This is a genomic window from Paenarthrobacter sp. NCHU4564 (assembly GCF_052156435.1).
GTDB lineage: Bacteria > Actinomycetota > Actinomycetes > Actinomycetales > Micrococcaceae > Arthrobacter.
Genome location: NZ_JBQLIS010000021.1, coordinates 59,774 through 77,699, shown reverse-complemented (window position 1 = coordinate 77,699; position 17,926 = coordinate 59,774). Strand labels below are relative to the sequence as shown.

Here is a 17,926-nt window from a genome sequence, read left to right as displayed (position 1 = left end):
CACCAAAACCCCCACCCACCCCAACCCTCTCTCACCAAAACCCCCTCCTGCGCTGACCCTCTCTCACCAAAACCCCCTCCTGCGCTGACCCTCTCTCACCCCTTCATGGTTGGCGGCAGCAGCCTGTGGATAACTTCTGCAAGCATCGGCCTTCCTGGGAAACAATGCCGGTATGCAAAAACCGTCGACCGTTCCTACCCGGCTGACTTCTGCTCCCTTCACCCTCAACGAGGCGCGAGCTGCGGGCCTGGAACACAGGCAGCTCAGGAAAGAGGCCACTATCGAGGGTGTCAGTCAAGGGATCTATCGTCCCGCCGACTGGGACTTCAACCTGGCGGCTGCGGCACGGTCGCTCTCTGCCGCGAGTCCTGGTGCTTGGATATCCCATGTAACTGCTGCCCGACTTCATGGCCTCTGGCTTCCTCCTTGGCTTGCCGATTCCAATGAACTGCACCTCAGCAAGCCGCGAAGTCTGCCGTCCGTCCGAAGACGTGGCATCATCGGACACACGCTGGTCCTGGACAAGTCCGAGATCGAGTTCACGCAGGGCATGTGGATGAGCACCCGCTCCAGGACATGGCTGGACTTGGCACGCCAACTGCCGTTGAAGGACCTTGTCTGCATCGGCGATCAGCTCATTCGGGTCCCACGACCGGAATTTGAGGGCCGGAGCGTCCCCTTCGCCTCAATCCCCGAATTACGAACCATGGTGTCCCGGCACAAGAATCTCCAGGGAGTGGTCCGCGCGCGGGAAGCGTTGAACCTTCTGCGCGTCGGTGCCGACTCGGCGCCGGAGTCCATGCTCCGTCTCGCCATGCTCGACGCCGGACTTGCCGAACCCGAGTTGCAGATACGCCTCCGCGATGACGACCCTTTCTCTCCGTCAGCGGACCTTGGCTTCCGTGCCCGGCGCCTGGCAATTCAGTACGACGGCGGCCATCACCTCGAGGAGGAACAGTACTTCAGCGATCGACGGCGGGACAAAGCCTTTGCGGCGGCCGGTTGGACGGTTCTCATCTTTGGAAAAGAGGATCTGGCAGATGGGTTCGCAAAGGCAATCTCGAAAATCAAGAAGGCCCTGAGGAACAGCTGGATCGACCCAGCCGTCGCGTCGGGATTCCGCGACGATCGGTGAGAGAGCGTCCCGACAAACCGCACCATCGGTGAGAGAGCGTCCCGACAAACCGCACCATCGGTGAGAGAGCGTCCGGCCAAATGCGACGATCGGTGAGAGAGCGTCCGAGGGTGCAAAAATGCCCGCCGCCTGGACAGGCAACGGGCATTCACGCTTGGCGAAGTATCTCTACTTCTTATTGCGGCGCTGGTGGCGGGTCTTGCGAAGCAGCTTACGGTGCTTCTTCTTGGCCATACGCTTGCGGCGCTTCTTGATAACTGAACCCACGAAAGTTCCTTACAAACTAGATGAAGGTCCTGTCTGTTGGAACGGATCCGCGGACAAAGCAGCAGACAGTACAACTGACAGATTCTTACAATGACGTAAAACGTTCCTTAACAGGGTACCGCTTCAAAGAGGCACCCTGTGACCACGGCCCACGGAGCGGGCCATGGGAGGCCTCAGGCGGTCTCCGTCTGCCCGTCCACCACGGCACCTTTGAGGTACTGGGCCACGGCCTCTTCCGGAACCCGGAAGGAACGGCCAAACCTGACGGCGGGCATTTCCCCTGAGTGGACCAGGCGGTACACGGTCATTTTGGAAACACGCAAGACGTCGGCCACTTCAGCCACCGTCATGAAACGTGCCTTCGAGAAGTTAGTCTCTGCGGACATTTCCCATATTCCTTTGCTCTCAGACAGTAAGACACCCCCAGAAAGAACGGTGTGCCGATGCTGAGCCATCAAACAACCATGTGCTGGATACTCTAGTGGCTGATGGGGCCAATGTGAAAGCACTTCCAGGAAAGTGGGACCGCACTCCCCGCTTATTCCCCGACTGCCAACCGACGTTTCCGGGCCGAGGCAGCCAACTGCTCCAGGACGGAAGCCGTGACGTCCCACTCCATGCAGGCGTCCGTAACACTCTGCCCGTACACCAGTTCCTGCTCCCCCGCGAGCTGCTTTGCCACATCCAGGTTTTGGGCACCGCCCACCAAGAAGCTCTCCAGCATCACACCGGCAATGGGAGAGGACGCCCCGGCTTCGAGCTGCGCGCCGATCTCCAGTGCAACTTCCGCCTGGCGGTGGTGGCTCTTTCCGCTGTTGGCGTGGCTGGCATCCACGATCAGGCGCGGATTGAGTCCCTTCGCGGCGAGCTTGGATGAGGCCGCCGCCACGTCAGCGGCAGAGTAGTTCGGCCCCTTGCGTCCGCCGCGGAGGATCACGTGGGTATCCGGGTTGCCGGCGGTGGCCACCAAAGCCGCCCGGCCGTCGTCGTCGATTCCCAGGAAGGCCTGCTCAGCGGCAGAGGCGCCGCACGCATCAATGGCCACCTGCAGGTCGCCATCGGTTCCGTTCTTGAAGCCGATGGGCATGGACAGGCCCGAGGCGAGCTGGCGGTGGATCTGGCTCTCGGTGGTGCGGGCGCCGATCGCTCCCCAGGAGACGAGGTCCGCCATGTACTGCGGGCTGATGGGTTCCAGGAACTCCGTGGCGGTGGGCAACCCCAGGGCGGTGACCTGCTTGAGGAAGCCGCGGGCCGCGCGCAGTCCGGCGGCGATGTCGTGGCTGCCGTCCAGGTGCGGATCGTTGATGAGGCCCTTCCAGCCAACCGTGGTGCGCGGCTTTTCGAAGTACGTCCGCATGACGATGAGCAGGTCTTGCTTGTGCTTCTCGGCCTGGCTGACCAAGCGGCGGGCGTATTCCAGGCCGGCCTTGGGATCGTGGATGGAGCACGGACCCACGATCACCAGGAGGCGGTCGTCCACGCCGTCCATGATGGCGCGGACCTGATCACGGCCACGGTCGACGACGGCTGCTGAGCGGGCGTCCAGCGGCAACTCAGCGATGAGGTCCTGGGGTGCCGGAAGCGGCTCGAACCGGGCGACGCGGAGATTGGAGGTTGCGGGCTGGGCGTTGTCCGAGGTCAACGAAGATTCAGGGGCGATGCTGGTCATGTTCTGGGTCCTGTCCGGGAAACGGAGCGGGCCCCTTTTCAGAACCCGCCGGATATGGCGAAGGGCAGAGAATCATCTCTGCCCTGTTGGCTCTGAAGGAAAGTTGGATGCGTGTCAGTTAGACGCGGGCCCCTCCAGAGCCAACGAAAAATACGCATACCAACGCTTAGTCATAGCCACACCATAACCGCGCAGGTTCACACCCGCCAAATCGTGTCCGTCAGGATGACAATATTTTGCGCAGGAACTGCAGCTGCGCGATCCAGTGGTGTTCCTGGCCGCCCTCGTGGTTGTTGAAGCGGTACACCTCAATGTCCTTCCCAGGGGATCCGCCCGAAGCACCGTAGTTGTTGTAGCTGGCAAACACGGTAGAAGGCGGGCAGATATCGTCCATCTGGGCGGCGGAGAACAGCGCCGGGACAGTGGCCAAACGCCCAAGGTGCACCCCGTCAAAGTAGTTCAGCACGGCCAGCGTGGACTCGTACCGGTCCCGGTGCCGCCCGAGGAACGAGGCGATTTCCGGGTAGGGCCCGCGGGGTGCGATGTCGATCGCCCGCGGGAAGTCCTGCAGGAAGGGGACGTCGGGCAGGGCGGCGATCACGCCGTCGAGCCTTCCGGCCGCCAGCCCGGCAGCGGCCACGGTGATGCCGCCGCCCTGGCTGACGCCGGTCAGGACCACTTTGGAAGGGTCGACGGCGGGATGGTGCTGTGCCGCTTCCACCGCACGGAAGGCGTCGGTATAGACGCGTCGGTAGTAGTACTCATCCTGGTGGGCGGACCCGCGGGTCATGAGCCCGGCATAGTTGACGCCCCCGGCGGACGGGTGCGGATCCGGAGTATCACCGGACACGCCACCGTATCCCTGGCCGCGGGTGTCCATGATGAAGTGCGCATAGCCGGCCTGCGCCCAGCGGGTGTTCTGGTTCACCAGCCCGCGGCCACCGGAGTAGCCGATGTACTCCACCACTACCGGAAGGCGCTCCCCGGCCTCAAGGTGTGCCGGCACGTGCAACCATCCCTTGATCCGGTCGCCGCCGAAGCCGGAGAAGGTGACATCGAAGGTATCGATGACGCTGAGGTAGTTCTCCACCGGTTCGAAAACGGCGTCGAGCGGGATGTCGCGCGCTTCGGCGATGGTCCGGTCCCAAAAGGTGTCGAGGTCAGCGGGCGGGACCGCACTGGAGGTGTAATTGCGGAGCTGTTCCAAGGGAAGGTCGAAGAGTGGCATGGTCCGTTCCAGGGAGAGAAGAGGTGTGACGATAGGCGGAGCTTGAGGACATCCTATGTCATAAAGGAGTGGCGCTTGTCACAGACCCTTAATCTAAGGACAACGCGGCGCGGGCGGAACCAGGCTCGACTTGAATCGTTACATTCCGGACCGTCCGCGCTACACTGTCACTGAAACGCGGAAAGCGCTTGCCCAAGGAAGTGCCAACCGCCCGCCTCGCCTGCCCGCCCCAGAGGAGAGACCCATGGAGACCGCTTCCACAGAGTCCGCACACCAGCCGGCCCCCGACCCCGTGGTGCCGGTACGGATTGCTTTGGTGGGGGTCCATGGCTTCGGCGCCCACCACCTGGGCAACCTGGAACGGCTCAGCGCCCACGGCACAGTGGACCTGGTTGCCGTCGCCGACCCCAACCCGCCGGCGCCGGGCAGCCTGCCGGAGACCACTGCCATCCATCAGGACCTTCGCGGCCTGCTGCGCGGTAACCACCGCCCGGACATCATTATTGTGGCCACCCCCATCCAGACCCACGCCCCTTTGGCCCTCGACGTCCTGGCATCTTCGGCCCATCTTTACCTGGAAAAGCCACCCGTAGCCTCCATGGCGGACTTCGAACGACTCCAACAGGCAGCCGCGGTCTCCGGCCGAAGCGTCCAGGTCGGTTTTCAAAGCCTCGGATCAAAAGCCCTGGCCGCACTGGCGCACCTGGCCCAAGGCCGTGCATCGGAGGAACTTCCGGCCATCGGAACACTCAAGGGGATTTCCGCCACCGGCCGCTGGGTACGGGACCGCGCCTATTACAAGAGATCGCGTTGGGCAGGCAAGCGGAGCCTCGACGGCGTGGACGTCGTGGACGGAGTGGCCACGAATCCGCTGGCACACGCCATTGCCACTGCCCTGCGGATTGCCGGTGCCCGCAGCGTAGATGACCTCGCGTCGGTTGAAACGGATCTCTACCGCGCCAACGACATTGAATCGGACGACACCTCAGTCATCAAGCTCCGCACAGCGGCCGGACTGCCCATCACCTGCGCACTGACCTTGTGCGCGTCGGAGTCCGTGGAGCCCTACGTCACGTTGCAGGGAACGGAAGGAACTGCAGTTTTCCATTACACCGGGGACCGCGTCACGGTGACCACGGAGGCCGGCGAAACCACCCACGACTTCGGGCGCGAGGACCTGACGGAGAACCTCCTGCAGCACCTGAAGGACGGTACGCCGCTGCTCAGTCCCCTGGAGGACAGCGGCGCATTCATGCAGGTCCTGGAGGCGATCCGCACAGCAGAAGATCCCGCCCCCATTGACCCCCGGTACATTGAGTGGGTCGGTTCGGGAGACCAGGCGCGCGCAGTGATCCGTGGGATCGAGGACGCCCTCCAGCGCGCAACATCGGCGCATGCCACGTTCTCCGGGCTCGGGCTGCCTTGGGCCCGCCCCGCCGTTGACGGCTCCCAGGATCTCTTCTCCCCCGGCGCGCACGCCGCCCCGGCGGGCGCGGACACCACCGCGGCCGGCGCGCACGCCGCCCCGGCGGGCGCTGACACCACCGCGGCCGGCGCGCACGCCGCCGCGGAAGCAGTACTGCGCACCGGCGCGACATTGGAGAAGGGCCTCTCCCCCAGGCCGTACGTGCACCCGGCGCGGACGCCCGGCGGTATCACGGTGACAGACCACCTCCCGACAGACCATGTGTGGCATCTTGGCGCAGGTTTCGCCCTCCAGGATGTGAACGGCTGGAATTTCTGGGGTGGCCGCAGTTACCGCAGGACTGCTGGCAAATATGTGGATCTTGATGACCACGGCCGCATCGAAGTCCGTCACGTGCACCGTGGAAGCAACAGCACCACCCTTCACCTCGAATGGCTCACAGCCGATGGCGAGCCGCTGATGCATGAACAGCGCAGCTACGAGCGGACCCTCCTTGATACCCGCACCTGGCGACTTGGCTTCCGGACGCAACTGACCGCCGTCGTGGATGTCTCCCTGGGCAGCCCCGGCTCCCATGGCGCCGCCGGGAGCGGTTACGGCGGGTTCTTCTGGCGGCTTCCCGCCCATGGGTCCCCGCGCGTCTTCTCCTCCACGGCTGAGGGCGAACCAGACGTGCACGGTTCCGTTGCGCAGTGGCTGGCCTGGACAGGAGAGTTCGACGGCGGCCCTGCCACTTTGGTGTTCGCCGCACCGTCCGAGTCTGCCGACCCGTGGTTTGTCCGGTGTGAGGGCTACCCGGCAGTCGGGTCCGCGCTCGCCTGGGACGAGCCGGTGTCGCTGGCCCGTGGCGCTTCACTCTCCCGCAGCAACACCGTGTGGATCAGCGACGGCATCCTTACCGCCGCAGAGGTGGAAAACCTGGTGTCCGGGACATAACCACCGGGTCTCAGATCGTGTGACGCGGCCGCCGCGAATGGCGCCACAGCAGCAGGCCGATGATGACGGCGGACGTCATCCCCAGCGCGCCGGTGACCACCAGCCCGGCCCTCACGCCAAAGTCCTCCGTGAGCCAACCGGCCAGCAGGCCACCCAGAGCGTGGCCGCCCAGAAGCAACGGGAAGTACAAGGCCAGGACCCTCCCGCGTACGGCTGCCCCTGCTTCCAGCTGCACGGCGGTTGCTGCGCTGGTCAGGAACATCAGGGTCATGAAACCCACCACCACCAGCATCACGGTGAACAGTTCCTGGTGGGGCATCAGGGCGGCCACCAATTGGCTGAGCCCAAAAAGCCCGGCGCTCGCCACGATCCCCTTCCGGCCAGAACGCTTGATCCGCGGCGCCAGCAAGGCACCGGCCAATGCACCCAGGGCGCTCACGGTGTTGAACAGGCCAAACCCCGCGGGGCCGCTGTGCCAGACCCGGTCCGCAAAAGCCGCCAGGACCACGGGACCGTTCATCCCAAAGGCTCCCAGCAGGCCGGCCAGAAGCATGATGAGCGCAAGGGGCGGGCGGGCCCTCACAAAGTGGAAACCGGCCAGGATCCGCCCACGTCGTTCCGTAAGGATCTGTTCCGGTGGGTGATGGAGTTCGCCGGGCCGGATCGCGATGATCATCAGGATCACCGCCACCCCGATCACCGAGTTGGCGGCAAATGCTGCTGCAGCACCAGCCTGGGCAATGACTACGCCGGCCAAAGCCGGACCGGCCATGGCACCCAGTTGCCCGATCGCGCTGTTAAGCCCGATCGCTGCGGGAAGTCCGGCGTCGCCCACCACTTCGTTGACGAACACCTGGCGGGCGGGGCCATCGATGGCGCTGGTGATTCCCAAAGCGACGCAGGATGCGTAGACCACCCACACATCCGTTCCGCCCGCGGCATTCCACGCGGCCAACCCGGCCGCCAGAACAACAGCGACCGACTGGCACAGCAGGAGGATCCGCCGCTTCGGGAACAGGTCCACCAACACCCCTGCCACGGGACCCACCACCAGCATCGGCAGGAATTGCAGGGCAACGGCAAGACCCACGGCCGCCGGACTGCCGGTCAACTGCAGTACCAACCAGTCCTGGGCCAGGCGCTGCATCCATACTCCCCCGCTCCCCACCAGCGACAGCACCACGAACATGCGGTAGTTGTGATGCCGCAGAGGGTAGTGCCAGGTGTCTGTTGAGGGGGTCCGGGGTGTGCCCGGGGTGTTCTGCGTGGATCGCTGGGACTGCGGGCGCGGTGACACGGGGGCGGTCAGCTCATTTCGAGGGGTTTTTGACGGGCTGGGTTTCCGATGAGCGTGGCTGGCCGTCGGTGCGGCGTGAAGCGTCCCGCACCTTGACGGCGGCGACGGCAAGGACAAGGGTGCCGGGAACGATCACGAACAGTGCCTGCAGCATCCACACAAACACCACGGCCATGAACACCGCGGCCAGCAGGAGCAGTGTCCCGCTCCAGTCACGCAAGGCATCATCCTTACCTCGTGCCCATGCCGCCTGCCACCGCTGGCGCCCCGGCAGCGCATTGGCCTCTCCGCCCCAGCTTCCGGCGACGCGCAGGAAGAGCACTGCACCCGCGCCCGCGAGCAGGAGCGTGGCAGGAAGGACCACTTCCCGCCCGGGAAGCTGCCCCACGATAGCGAGCAGCAGGTTCAGGACAATCACGACGGCGGCGACCGCCGTCGTGATTCCCGTACGCCAGCTGCCCGGCAGCGCACGGCGGAAAGTGCCCCACAGGCTTCGCAGGGAATCATCCCTGCCGCTGAGGTGCCTGTCGAGGTGCTCGACGCCGGCCGCGTAGGCAGCCGGCGCCGTCACCAGGGGCAGTGACAACAACATCACGATGACGCCGGCCAGGATCGTCTCGGAAAACAGGGCGAAGCGGCTGACCGGAAGGCCCGGTTTTCCCGCGGACTCTCCCGTGGTGTCCAGGATGCTCATTGTCCGTACCCTTCTAGCCCTTGAGGCCCTGCGTGGAGACGCCTTCGACGATGTAGCGCTGGAAGACGAGGAAGAAGACCAGCACCGGCAGCAGTGCCAGGACGGACATGGCGATCATGGCGCCGTAATCGGAGGACTGGGTCTGGTCCACGAAGAGGCGCAGCGCCAGCGGAAGCGGGTACTTTTCCGGGGTGTTGAGGTAAAGGAGCGGGCCCAGGAAATCGTTCCAGCTCCAGATGAAGGAGAAGATCGACGTGGAGATCAGGGCCGGTTTCATCAACGGGAGCATGATGGACCCGAAGATCCGGACGTGTCCGGCGCCGTCGATGCGGGCGGCCTCGTCCAGTTCGGCCGGGAGGCCACGCATGAACTGGACCATGAGGAACACGAAGAACGCGTCCGCTGCCAGGAACTTCCCGATCAACAGCGGGATGTAGGTGTCCACCAGCCCGAGCTGCTGGAACACGATGTACTGCGGAATGATCACCACGTGGAAGGGCAGCAGCAAGGTGGCGATCATCATGCCGAAGAACAGGCTGCGGCCGGGGAACTTGATCCTGGCGAAAGCGTAGGCCGAAACCGACGCAGAGAGCACGGTTCCCACCACGGCGCCCACGGCAAGAATCAGGGAGTTGGTAAAGAACGTCAGGGTTGAGACCCCGCCGATACCATCCATGGCGGTGACGAAGTTGTCGAAGCTGAAGTTGTCGGACCACAGCGAGGTGTTGGCCCCGCCGATCTCGGAATTCGGCTTGAACGACGACGCGATCATCCAAAGGGCCGGGTACAGCACGATTCCGGTGAGGACCAGCGCCGCGGCGTGGAAGATGATGCTCTTGGCCCGTTTCGCCACCGCGGATTCAGACTTCGGGTTGTACTCCGGGGCCTGGACCTGCGCCGGCGCGGGCTGGGTTGAAGGTGCCATGGTTGTCATTTCGAATCACCGCTGTAGTGGACCCAGGACTTGGACGTCCGGAAGATGACCAGGGTCAGGATGCCCACCACGATCAGCAGGAGCCAGGCCATCGCCGAGGCGTAGCCCATCCGGAAGTCGCTGAAACCGCGCAGGTAGAGGTAGAGGGTGTAGAAGAGCGTGGAGCCGGCCGGGCCGCCTTCACCGTTGGAGATGATGTAAGCGGAGTTGAAGATCTGGAAAGCGTGGATGGTCTCCATGAGGAGGTTGAAGAAAATCACCGGCGACAACATGGGCCAGGTGATGTTGAAGAACTTCCGCACCGGACCGGCCCCGTCCATCGATGCAGCCTCGTACAGGTCAGCCGGAATCTGCTTCAAACCGGCCAGGAAGATCACCATCGGAGCGCCGAACTGCCACACGGTCAGCAGGATGAACATGGGCATGGTCATGGATGGGTTGCCAACCCAACCGCCAAGGTTGATGCCGAAGAAGGACAACCCTTGGTCCACGGGACCGGAGTCGCCGAACATCGCCTTCCAGACAATGGCGATGGAAACGGAGGCCCCGATCAGCGAGGGGGCGTAGAACGCCGAGCGGTAGAAACCCTGGCCCTTGCGCTTGCTGTTGAGCAGCATGGCCACGGCCAAGGCGGCCGCAAGCTTCAACGGCGTCCCCAGGATCACGTAGTTCAAGGTCACGCCCACCGACTGCAGGAAGCGTTCGTCCTGGAACAGTGACACGTAGTTGTCCAGGCCGATCCACTTGGGTGGATCGAACAGGTTGTAGTTGGTAAAGGACAGGTACAGCGAGGAGATCATTGGCCCTACCGTCAGGGCAATGAACCCCAACAGCCAAGGCAACAGGAAGGTGTAGCCGGCGCGTGCGTCCGCACCTTGCTGCCGCGGCTTGCGCGACAGGGGGGCCGGGGACGTCCGGGGACGCCTGCTCAGGGTTGGGCTTTGAGTCACGGGATCATTCCGTCGGTCGGGAAAGCCTGTATCAGGCGTTCTGCTTGATGAGGTCTTCGGCTTCCTTGAACCAGGCGTCCGCCGCGGCGTCCACCGTCAGCTTGCCGTAGTTCAGTTCCGAGCTGATGCGCTTGAATGACGATTCAAGCGTGCCGAAGCCGACGATGGGCGGTTCCGGGGCATCCTTGAGGTACTTCTCGATCGACTTTTCGTAATCGACCACCACTTTGTCCGTACCTTCGAAGGTGGTTCCGTCCCGCTGGGTCTTCGACGCCGGAACGCCGCGGGAGGTCTTGAAGATCTGGCCGACCTCGGGGTCGTTGACCATGAAGTCGATGAACCTGGCAGCTGCATCCTTGTACTTGGTCTTGGCGCTGGCGACCATCAGCATGGACGGCTTGAGGAACAGGCCAAGGTTGTCGGGATCGTCCGAGGGGACGGGGACAAGCTTGAGTTCCTTGGCGCCGCTGTCTCCGAGGTAGCCGGCCATGAAGTTGTCCCACGTGGCTTCCGTAGCGGTGACGTTGGACCCGAACGGCGATTTGGGCAGCAACTGCGTGACCTTGTCCTCCGGGACGATCGCACCTGTGCCGCGAAGATCCGACGTGAGGTTCCACCACTTCTTCATGTCGTCCTTGGAGAAGCCCAGCTTGCCTTCGTCGGTGAAGGCCTCGATGTTGTTCTGGCGCAGCCAGATGTTGAACATCCACCACACGCCCGTGTAGTCAGTGCCACCGAAGACGGCGCCATTGCCTTTCTGTCCCACCTCGGCAAGGAACGCGTTGTATTCCTTGTAGTTCCAGGTTCCGTCCGGCTCGGCGATGCCCATGGAAGCAAGTTTGGCGGGGTCATAGTAGATGGCAAAGGCATTGGTGCTTGTAGGAATGCCGTACGTCTTGCCGCGCACCTGGCCGGACGGCAGCAGCGACTTGTCGAAAGCTTCCGTATTGATTTTCACGGTGCCGAGGTCAAGGAGCTGGTTTCGCTGGCCGTAGTCCCGGAGGTAGGAAAGGTCCCATTGCATGACATCCGGGAGGCCACCGCCGGCTGCTTCGGTGGCACGCTTCTGCCAGTATCCGGCGAAGTCGGTGAAGTTCCCGTTGACCTTGATGTCAGGGTTTTTGGATTCGAAAAGGGCAATTGCTTTCCGGGTGCGTTCGGCACGGTCGTCGTTGCCCCACCAGGTATAGGTGATGGTCACCGGGTTCTCCGCGGAACCCGTCTGTCCCGAGGACGACGATTGGCCGCACGCTGAGAGGAACGCGGCCGATGCGGTGCCGAGAGCCAGCGTGGTAAGGAAATTCCTTCGATTGATCATGAGAGCCTCCTTGCTCGGTTGGTGCAGCTTCTTCAGCGCCTCTACAACGTGGCAGTGATCTCGCTTACACTCGTTCTGAATCGATACAATAGCTCTAATCCCACATGTGGGCAAGCGTTTTCCAAGAACGCGTTTTCTCACATTGCGGACGCACCACCCCGGCTACCATCCGTCTGCACCTCTGCCCGCACTACGAAGGAGTTCCCTTGTCCTCCCCCGAAAACCAGCACCACGCAGCCACATGGAAGGCCATCAACGGACTGGGCTACGGAGGTGATTACAACCCCGAACAATGGCCCCGCGACATCCGGCTCGAAGACATCGGGCTGATGAAGGAGGCGGGGGTCAACCTGCTGAGTGTGGCGATCTTCTCGTGGGGGCTTTTGGAACCCGTGGAAGGACAGTACGACTTCGCGTGGCTGGACGAGGTCATGGACAACCTCCACGGCGCCGGGATCAAAGTTGCTCTCGCGACCGCAACAGCATCGCCTCCCGCCTGGCTCGCCCGCAAATACCCCGAAATCCTCCCCGTCACTGCGGAAGGCATCAGACTGGAGCGCGGCTCACGACGCCACTACACGCCGTCGTCCGCTGTTTACCGCCGCTATGCCGCCGGCATGACGCGGGCCCTGGCCGAACGCTATAAGGACCACCCCGCACTGGCGCTCTGGCACGTGGACAACGAACTCGGGTGCCATGTGGGCGAGTTCCACGGAGAGGAAGACGCCCAGGCCTTCCGCGCTTGGCTGGAGCGCCGCTATGGTTCCATCGAGGAATTGAACGACGCCTGGGGAACGGCATTCTGGTCCCAGCACTATGCGTCGTTCGACGAAATCATTCCGCCCGGCGCCTCGCCCACCACGCTCAACCCGGGCCAGCAACTGGACTTTGCCCGGTTCAACTCGTGGGCGTTCATCGACTACTACCGCATGCTCCTGGCCGTCATCCGCGAGGTCACCCCCGACGTCCCTGCCACCACCAACTTCATGGTCTCCAGTGCCACCAAGAACCTGGACTATTTTGACTGGTCCAAGGACATGGACGTCATCGCCAACGACCACTACCTTGTAGCCGCCGACCCCGAACGGGAAATTGAACTCGCCTTCAGCGCAGACCTCACCCGCGGCGTCGCCGGCGGCCGGCCCTGGATCCTCATGGAACACTCAACCTCGGCGGTCAACTGGCAACCCCACAACCAGCCCAAGATGCCCGGCGAGATGCTCCGTAATTCCCTGGGACACGTAGCCAGGGGCGCTGACGCCGTGATGTTCTTCCAGTGGCGCCAAAGCAAGGCAGGATCGGAAAAGTTCCACTCCGCCATGGTTCCGCACGGTGGGCGCGACACCCAGGTGTGGCGGAACGTCGTGGAACTCGGGGAAGCCCTGGGCAAACTCGCGCCGGTGAAGGGTTCACGCGTGGAATCCCGCGTGGCCATCGTGTTCGACTATGAGTCGTGGTGGGCCTCCGAACTGGACTCCCACCCGAGCCAGAGCCTGAAGTACCTCGAGACGATGCGGGCCTTCCACCGCGCGCTGTACCTCCAGGGTGTCACCGCCGACTTCGTCCATCCGTCGGCGGACCTCTCCGGTTACAGCCTGGTCCTCGTGTGCACGCTGTACGCCGTGACCGACCAGGATGCCGCCTCCATCGCAGCTGCTGCCGAAGCCGGAGCCACCGTGCTCATCAGCTACTTCAGCGGGATCGTGGACGAACGCGACCACGTACGGCTGGGCGGCTATCCCGGCGCTTTCCGCGAACTGCTTGGCATCCGCAGCGAGGAATTCCATCCCCTCTTTCCGGGCACCACCGTCACCCTCAGCGACGGAACAACGGGCACGCGATGGAGTGAACATGTCCACGCGACCGACGCCCAAGTCGTCTCCACCTTTACCGGCTACCCGCTGGACGGCGTCCCCGCCGTCACGCGCCGCTCCGTGGGCGCAGGATCCGCTTGGTACCTCGCCACGCTTCCCGACGCCGACGGCATTGAAGCACTCACCGAACGGCTCCTGGCCGAAGCCAAGGTGACGTCCGCTGCCGAGGCGGCTCCCGGCGTCGAACTGACCCGGCGCCGCACCGCCGACGGCAGCAGCTTCCTGTTCGCCATCAACCACAGCAGGGAAGACGTCACGGTCAAGTCCGACGGCGACGAACTCCTCAGCGGGCTGCGCTTCAGCGGCATCGTCCCCGCCGGAGGAGTGGCCGTGATCGCGGAAGACCACCCCAACTAAGTCGAATTTGTGCGCGTTTTGAGCGCTCAAAACGCGCACAAATGCTACCCAGTTGGGTGCCGGGAGAGTGGTGCCGCGTCGGGAGAGTGGTGCCGCGGCAGGGAGGGAGTTAGGCGCGAAAAAGCGCCCCGGACGAACCTTGTGGTTCGCCCGGGGCGCTTGGGTTTCGACCGAGGCTAGGCCCCGATGGCCGACTTCATTTCATCCACAGCCTTCTTGCCTGCTTCCTCCGCGGTGAGCCTGTTGAACAGGACCTCGGAGGTGTACCGCTTGATGATCTCCTGGATGGCCCCCGCGCCCTTGGGCGGAGCTGCGGGAGCTTCGCCGAGCTCCTCCTTGATCTGGTCGATGAAGGTCACAACCTTGGTGTCGGCAGGTGCCAGCTTGGAAGCGATGGCTTCGCGGACCTCGGAGTTCGGGTAGACACCACGGTCAGCCAGGAGGATCTCGCCGGCCTTCACATTATTGGTGAGGAAGTTGATGAACTTCGCCGTCTCTTCAGGGTGCTTGGTCCGGGACGAGGCGGACCAGAACTGCGAGGCCTTGTACCAGAGCTGCGAGTCAGCGGCCTTGCCCGTCTTGGACGGGAAGCGCAGGATCTGCAACTCTCCGCCGGCCGCCTTCTCCAGGGCCGGAAGCTGGTTGGACCACCAGAAGGCCATGCCGTTCTTTCCCGTCGCCAGGCCACTCTGGTCCAACGGCGCGGCTTCCGCTTCCACGATCTCCGAGGCCGTGGGAACAGCCTTGTTCTCGCTGAGCTGCTTCAGGAACTCCCAGTAGCCCTTGATGTCGTTGGGCTCAAAGCCAAGCTTGCCGTCCTCCGTGTACAGGGACTTCCCATTCTGGCGGAGCCAGACACCCAAAGATGCCTCGTCCGTTCCGTAGGCGGCGGCGCCGTAAGTGCCCTTGGGCGACTTCTCCGTGACCTCGCGGGCAATCCGCTCAAAGTCATCCCACGTCCAGGTCTTGTCATCCGGCAACGGAACACCTGCTGCCTGGAAGACCGCCGGGTTGGCAAGGATGGTTGCGGCATTGATGCCTGCCGGAATGCCGGTGAGGCCCTTGGCGCCCTTGCCTGCATTCAAGGCAGCTTCGTCCAGCTTGGACGTATCGATCTGGTACTTGGACAGGTCCAGCAGGGCACCACGCGTGGAATACTCCGTGATGTACTTCTCGTCCATCTGGATGATATCCGGAGCATCGTTTGCGGCGACCTGCGTAGCCAGCTTGTCCCAATAACCTGACCAGTCGCCGTACTCGGCCTTGATGGTGATGTTGGGATTTTCAGCTTCGAAGGCCTTGATGGCTTCCTGCGTCAGCTGGGCCCGCTTGTCGCCACCCCACCAGGAGAAGCGAAGCTCGACCTTACCGTCGGCGCTCTTGGCCTCGGACCCTCCGCCGCAGGCGCTGAGGGCCAGAACGGCTGCGGCCGTGGCAGCTATGATGGCGGAAGCCCGCAGCTTGCGCCTGGTTCGCTTGGCCTTGGGTTCCATCGCGGGAGCTGCTGCTCCTGCCGGGGCGGTGGCTTCACCCTTGGGAATTACCGGCACTGTTGTCTCCGATCTTCTTTGATCCTGATGTGTGAGAAAGCGTTTTCTCATTGGATTGATGGTACAAGTCACAATCTTGTGTGACAAGACCTTTGCTTGTACTAGTTGTTGGTTTGAGACGAGCCCGCACTTTGGCGCTCGTCACGACCGGCCGGCGGGGTCGGAATGGACCGACCCCACCGGAACGCCCGTATTGCCTATTTGATGCCGGTGGTAGCAATGCCCTTGATGAGGAATCGCTGGCCGAACAGGAAGACCAGGAACACGGGCAGCAAGGACACGATGGACATCGCGAACAGCGATCCCCAACTGGTGGCCGACTGTGAGTCAACGAAGGCGCGCAGTGCCACCGGGACCGTGAACATGTCCGGGTCGGTGAGGTAGATGAGCGCGCTGAAGAAGTCGTTCCAAGTCCAGATGAAGGTGAAGATGGTGGTGGTGGCCAGGGCCGGCACCATCAGGGGAAGAATGACGCGGAGGAAGATCCGCGGGTGGCCTGCACCGTCAATGCGGGCGGCCTCATCCAGGTCTTTCGGAATGCCGCGGATGAACTGGACCATGAGGAAGACGAAGAACGCGTCGGTAGCCAGGAGCTTGGGCACGATCAACGGCCAGAAAGTATTCACCCAGCCGATCTGGGAGAACAGGATGTACTGCGGCACGATCACCACGTGGAACGGCAGCATGATGGTCAACAGCATGATGCCGAAGAAGAGCTTCTTGCCCGTGAACTGGAGCCGCGCGAAGGCGTAGGCGGCCATGGAGCAGGAGATCAGGTTTCCCAGGATGGATCCGAGGACCACGATCGCGGAGTTGATCATGTAGTGCCCGAACGGATGGGTCAAGGCGGACCAGCCGTCGGTGTAGTTGCTCATCTCGAGGTTCTGGAGCCAGAGGCCGGGTTCACGGAAGATGAGGTCGTTCGGGCGCAGCGATGAGACGACCATCCACAGGAGCGGGTAGATCATGACGCCGCCCACAATGATCAGGATGGCGTGCTTGATGAGTCCCTTGATGCGGGCGCTGCGGCTGAAAGCGAGGTTTCCCGGTGATTCGCGGCGGCGGGGGCTCTTGCCCGGCTTGTCGGAAGAAGAACCGGAGGCGGCGGGCAGGGTCTGAGTTTTAGTCATCGTAGAACACCCAATACTTTGAAGCGATGAAGTTGATGGCCGTAAAGGCACCGATGATGACCAACAGGAACCAGGCCATCGCTGACGCATAACCCATGTCGAACTGGCCGAAGCCCTTCTGGTACAGGTACAGCGTGAAGAACATGGTGGAGTCTGAAGGCCCGCCGTTGCCGCCCGAGACAATAAACGCCTGCGTGAACGACTGGAACGATCCGATGATCTGGAGCACCAGGTTGAAGAAGATGATGGGGCTCAGCATCGGCAGCGTGATCCGCCAGAACTGCTGCAGCGTGGTGGCACCGTCAACCTTGGCCGCCTCGTAGTACATGTGCGGGATCTGGCGCAGGCCCGCCAGGAAGATGATCATGGGGCTGCCGAAGGTCCACACGTGCAAAAGGATGATGGAGCCCAAAGCCGTGTTGGGATCGGAAATCCAGCCCGGCCCCTGGATACCGATCATGGCCAGGACCTGGTTGACCAGGCCCGTGGTGCCGAAGATCTGCTTCCAGAGGATGGCGACGGCAACGGAGCCGCCCAGCAGCGACGGCAAGTAGAAGATGGACCGGTAGAACGGCAACCCGCGCAGGCCCTTGTCCAGGACCAACGCGATCAGGAGCGCCACGGCCAGCTGCAACGGAACACCCACCAGCACGTAGGTGAAGGTCACGCCCAGCGAATTGTGCAGACGGGCATCACTGAACATCCGGACAAAGTTGTCCAGTCCCACCCAGGCCGGCGGCTGCAGGAGGTTGTAATCCGTGAAGGACAAGTACAACGACATCAGCATGGGTCCCACGGTGATGACCAGCAGGCCAATCAGCCACGGAAGAAGGAAGATGTAGGCGGCCTTGTTATCGCGGCCGTTGGCCTTCTTCTCCTCCTTGCTCATGGGCCCCTTGCGGCGGGTCATGGTGGAGAGTTCGCCAATAGCGCTCATTGCGTCCTCCCTGCGTGACCCCGGACGCCCTGCGGCGTTGCGGGGTGATGCTGTGCGGCCATGTGGTCTCCTTTGGTCATCGTGGCCTTCCACGGAATTCTTGCTGGGAAATGCTGCCGTCCGGGACCGCCGGGTACTCCGGCGCTACCACCTGATTCTCCAGGATCAGGGTCCCGGCGTTCAGCGGCTCCGTACCAAAGTAAACGTTTTCTTGACCCATGTAC

Annotated in this window: 15 protein-coding genes; 3 read left to right on the top strand and 12 right to left on the bottom strand. The window is 63.1% G+C overall.

The features are described from left to right. Nucleotides 1-172: 172 nt before the first annotated feature. Nucleotides 173-1,135: a DUF559 domain-containing protein gene (locus tag ACSVIE_RS17910; RefSeq protein WP_442424711.1), complete on the top strand. Its 963-nt coding sequence runs from the start codon at nt 173-175 to the stop codon at nt 1,133-1,135. A 168-nt stretch (nt 1,136-1,303) separates the two neighbouring features. Here the strand turns inward: ACSVIE_RS17910 and ACSVIE_RS17905 are convergent, their stop codons facing one another. The 4 genes from ACSVIE_RS17905 to ACSVIE_RS17890 all read right to left on the bottom strand — a co-directional run bounded on the left by ACSVIE_RS17905 (nt 1,304) and on the right by ACSVIE_RS17890 (nt 4,299). Then, nucleotides 1,304-1,402 carry a 30S ribosomal protein bS22 gene (locus ACSVIE_RS17905; RefSeq protein ID WP_003792170.1) on the bottom strand — a complete coding sequence of 33 codons (99 nt, stop codon included), beginning with the start codon at nt 1,400-1,402 and terminating at the stop codon, nt 1,304-1,306. Nucleotides 1,403-1,575: 173 nt separating this feature from the next. Continuing rightward, on the bottom strand, nt 1,576-1,788 hold the full coding sequence (locus tag ACSVIE_RS17900; RefSeq protein ID WP_426003913.1) for a helix-turn-helix domain-containing protein: 213 nt from the start codon (nt 1,786-1,788) through the stop codon (nt 1,576-1,578). Nucleotides 1,789-1,940: 152 nt separating this feature from the next. Next, nucleotides 1,941-3,071, bottom strand: a complete 1,131-nt coding sequence (locus ACSVIE_RS17895) for a 3-deoxy-7-phosphoheptulonate synthase (protein ID WP_426003914.1) — start codon at nt 3,069-3,071, stop codon at nt 1,941-1,943. Between the two features lie 220 nt (nt 3,072-3,291). Next, the gene (locus tag ACSVIE_RS17890; protein ID WP_426003916.1) at nt 3,292-4,299 is read right to left on the bottom strand and encodes an acetylxylan esterase; all 1,008 of its coding nucleotides are present in this window, start codon (nt 4,297-4,299) and stop codon (nt 3,292-3,294) included. A gap of 244 nt (nt 4,300-4,543) precedes the next feature. Here ACSVIE_RS17890 and ACSVIE_RS17885 point away from each other — a divergent pair, with 244 nt between their 5' ends. After that, the gene (locus ACSVIE_RS17885) at nt 4,544-6,661 is read left to right on the top strand and encodes a DUF6807 family protein (protein ID WP_426003917.1); all 2,118 of its coding nucleotides are present in this window, start codon (nt 4,544-4,546) and stop codon (nt 6,659-6,661) included. Nucleotides 6,662-6,671: 10 nt separating this feature from the next. On the opposite strand, the gene ACSVIE_RS17880 is transcribed toward ACSVIE_RS17885, so the two are convergent. The 5 genes from ACSVIE_RS17880 to ACSVIE_RS17860 are packed head-to-tail and all read right to left on the bottom strand — an operon-like array spanning nt 6,672 to nt 11,854. Then, nucleotides 6,672-7,958: an MFS transporter gene (locus tag ACSVIE_RS17880; RefSeq protein ID WP_442424710.1), complete on the bottom strand. Its 1,287-nt coding sequence runs from the start codon at nt 7,956-7,958 to the stop codon at nt 6,672-6,674. Nucleotides 7,959-7,971: 13 nt separating this feature from the next. After that, nucleotides 7,972-8,652: a Poxvirus protein I5 gene (locus ACSVIE_RS17875; RefSeq protein WP_426003919.1), complete on the bottom strand. Its 681-nt coding sequence runs from the start codon at nt 8,650-8,652 to the stop codon at nt 7,972-7,974. 13 nt (nt 8,653-8,665) lie between these two features. Then, nucleotides 8,666-9,586, bottom strand: coding sequence for a carbohydrate ABC transporter permease (locus ACSVIE_RS17870; protein ID WP_426003920.1), 921 nt, complete (start codon nt 9,584-9,586; stop codon nt 8,666-8,668). Then, entirely contained in the window at nt 9,583-10,536 is a 954-nt protein-coding gene (locus ACSVIE_RS17865; protein WP_426003921.1) for a carbohydrate ABC transporter permease, read from the bottom strand. The genes ACSVIE_RS17870 and ACSVIE_RS17865 overlap by 4 nt, the downstream gene beginning before the upstream one ends. A 31-nt stretch (nt 10,537-10,567) precedes the next feature. Further along, complete coding sequence (locus ACSVIE_RS17860; RefSeq protein ID WP_426003922.1) at nt 10,568-11,854, bottom strand: ABC transporter substrate-binding protein; 1,287 nt, start codon at nt 11,852-11,854, stop codon at nt 10,568-10,570. A 206-nt stretch (nt 11,855-12,060) separates the two neighbouring features. Here ACSVIE_RS17860 and ACSVIE_RS17855 point away from each other — a divergent pair, with 206 nt between their 5' ends. Next, entirely contained in the window at nt 12,061-14,085 is a 2,025-nt protein-coding gene (locus tag ACSVIE_RS17855; protein WP_426003923.1) for a beta-galactosidase, read from the top strand. 176 nt (nt 14,086-14,261) lie between these two features. On the opposite strand, the gene ACSVIE_RS17850 is transcribed toward ACSVIE_RS17855, so the two are convergent. From ACSVIE_RS17850 to ACSVIE_RS17840, 3 genes are all read right to left on the bottom strand, one after another. Beyond that, nucleotides 14,262-15,635 (bottom strand): ABC transporter substrate-binding protein, encoded by a 1,374-nt coding sequence (locus ACSVIE_RS17850; protein WP_426003924.1) that lies wholly within the window; start codon nt 15,633-15,635, stop codon nt 14,262-14,264. A gap of 197 nt (nt 15,636-15,832) precedes the next feature. Continuing rightward, nucleotides 15,833-16,765: a carbohydrate ABC transporter permease gene (locus ACSVIE_RS17845; RefSeq protein ID WP_426003925.1), complete on the bottom strand. Its 933-nt coding sequence runs from the start codon at nt 16,763-16,765 to the stop codon at nt 15,833-15,835. Next, nucleotides 16,758-17,702, bottom strand: a complete 945-nt coding sequence (locus tag ACSVIE_RS17840) for a carbohydrate ABC transporter permease (protein ID WP_426003926.1) — start codon at nt 17,700-17,702, stop codon at nt 16,758-16,760. Before ACSVIE_RS17840 ends, ACSVIE_RS17845 begins: the two co-directional genes overlap by 8 nt. Nucleotides 17,703-17,926 lie beyond the last annotated feature (224 nt).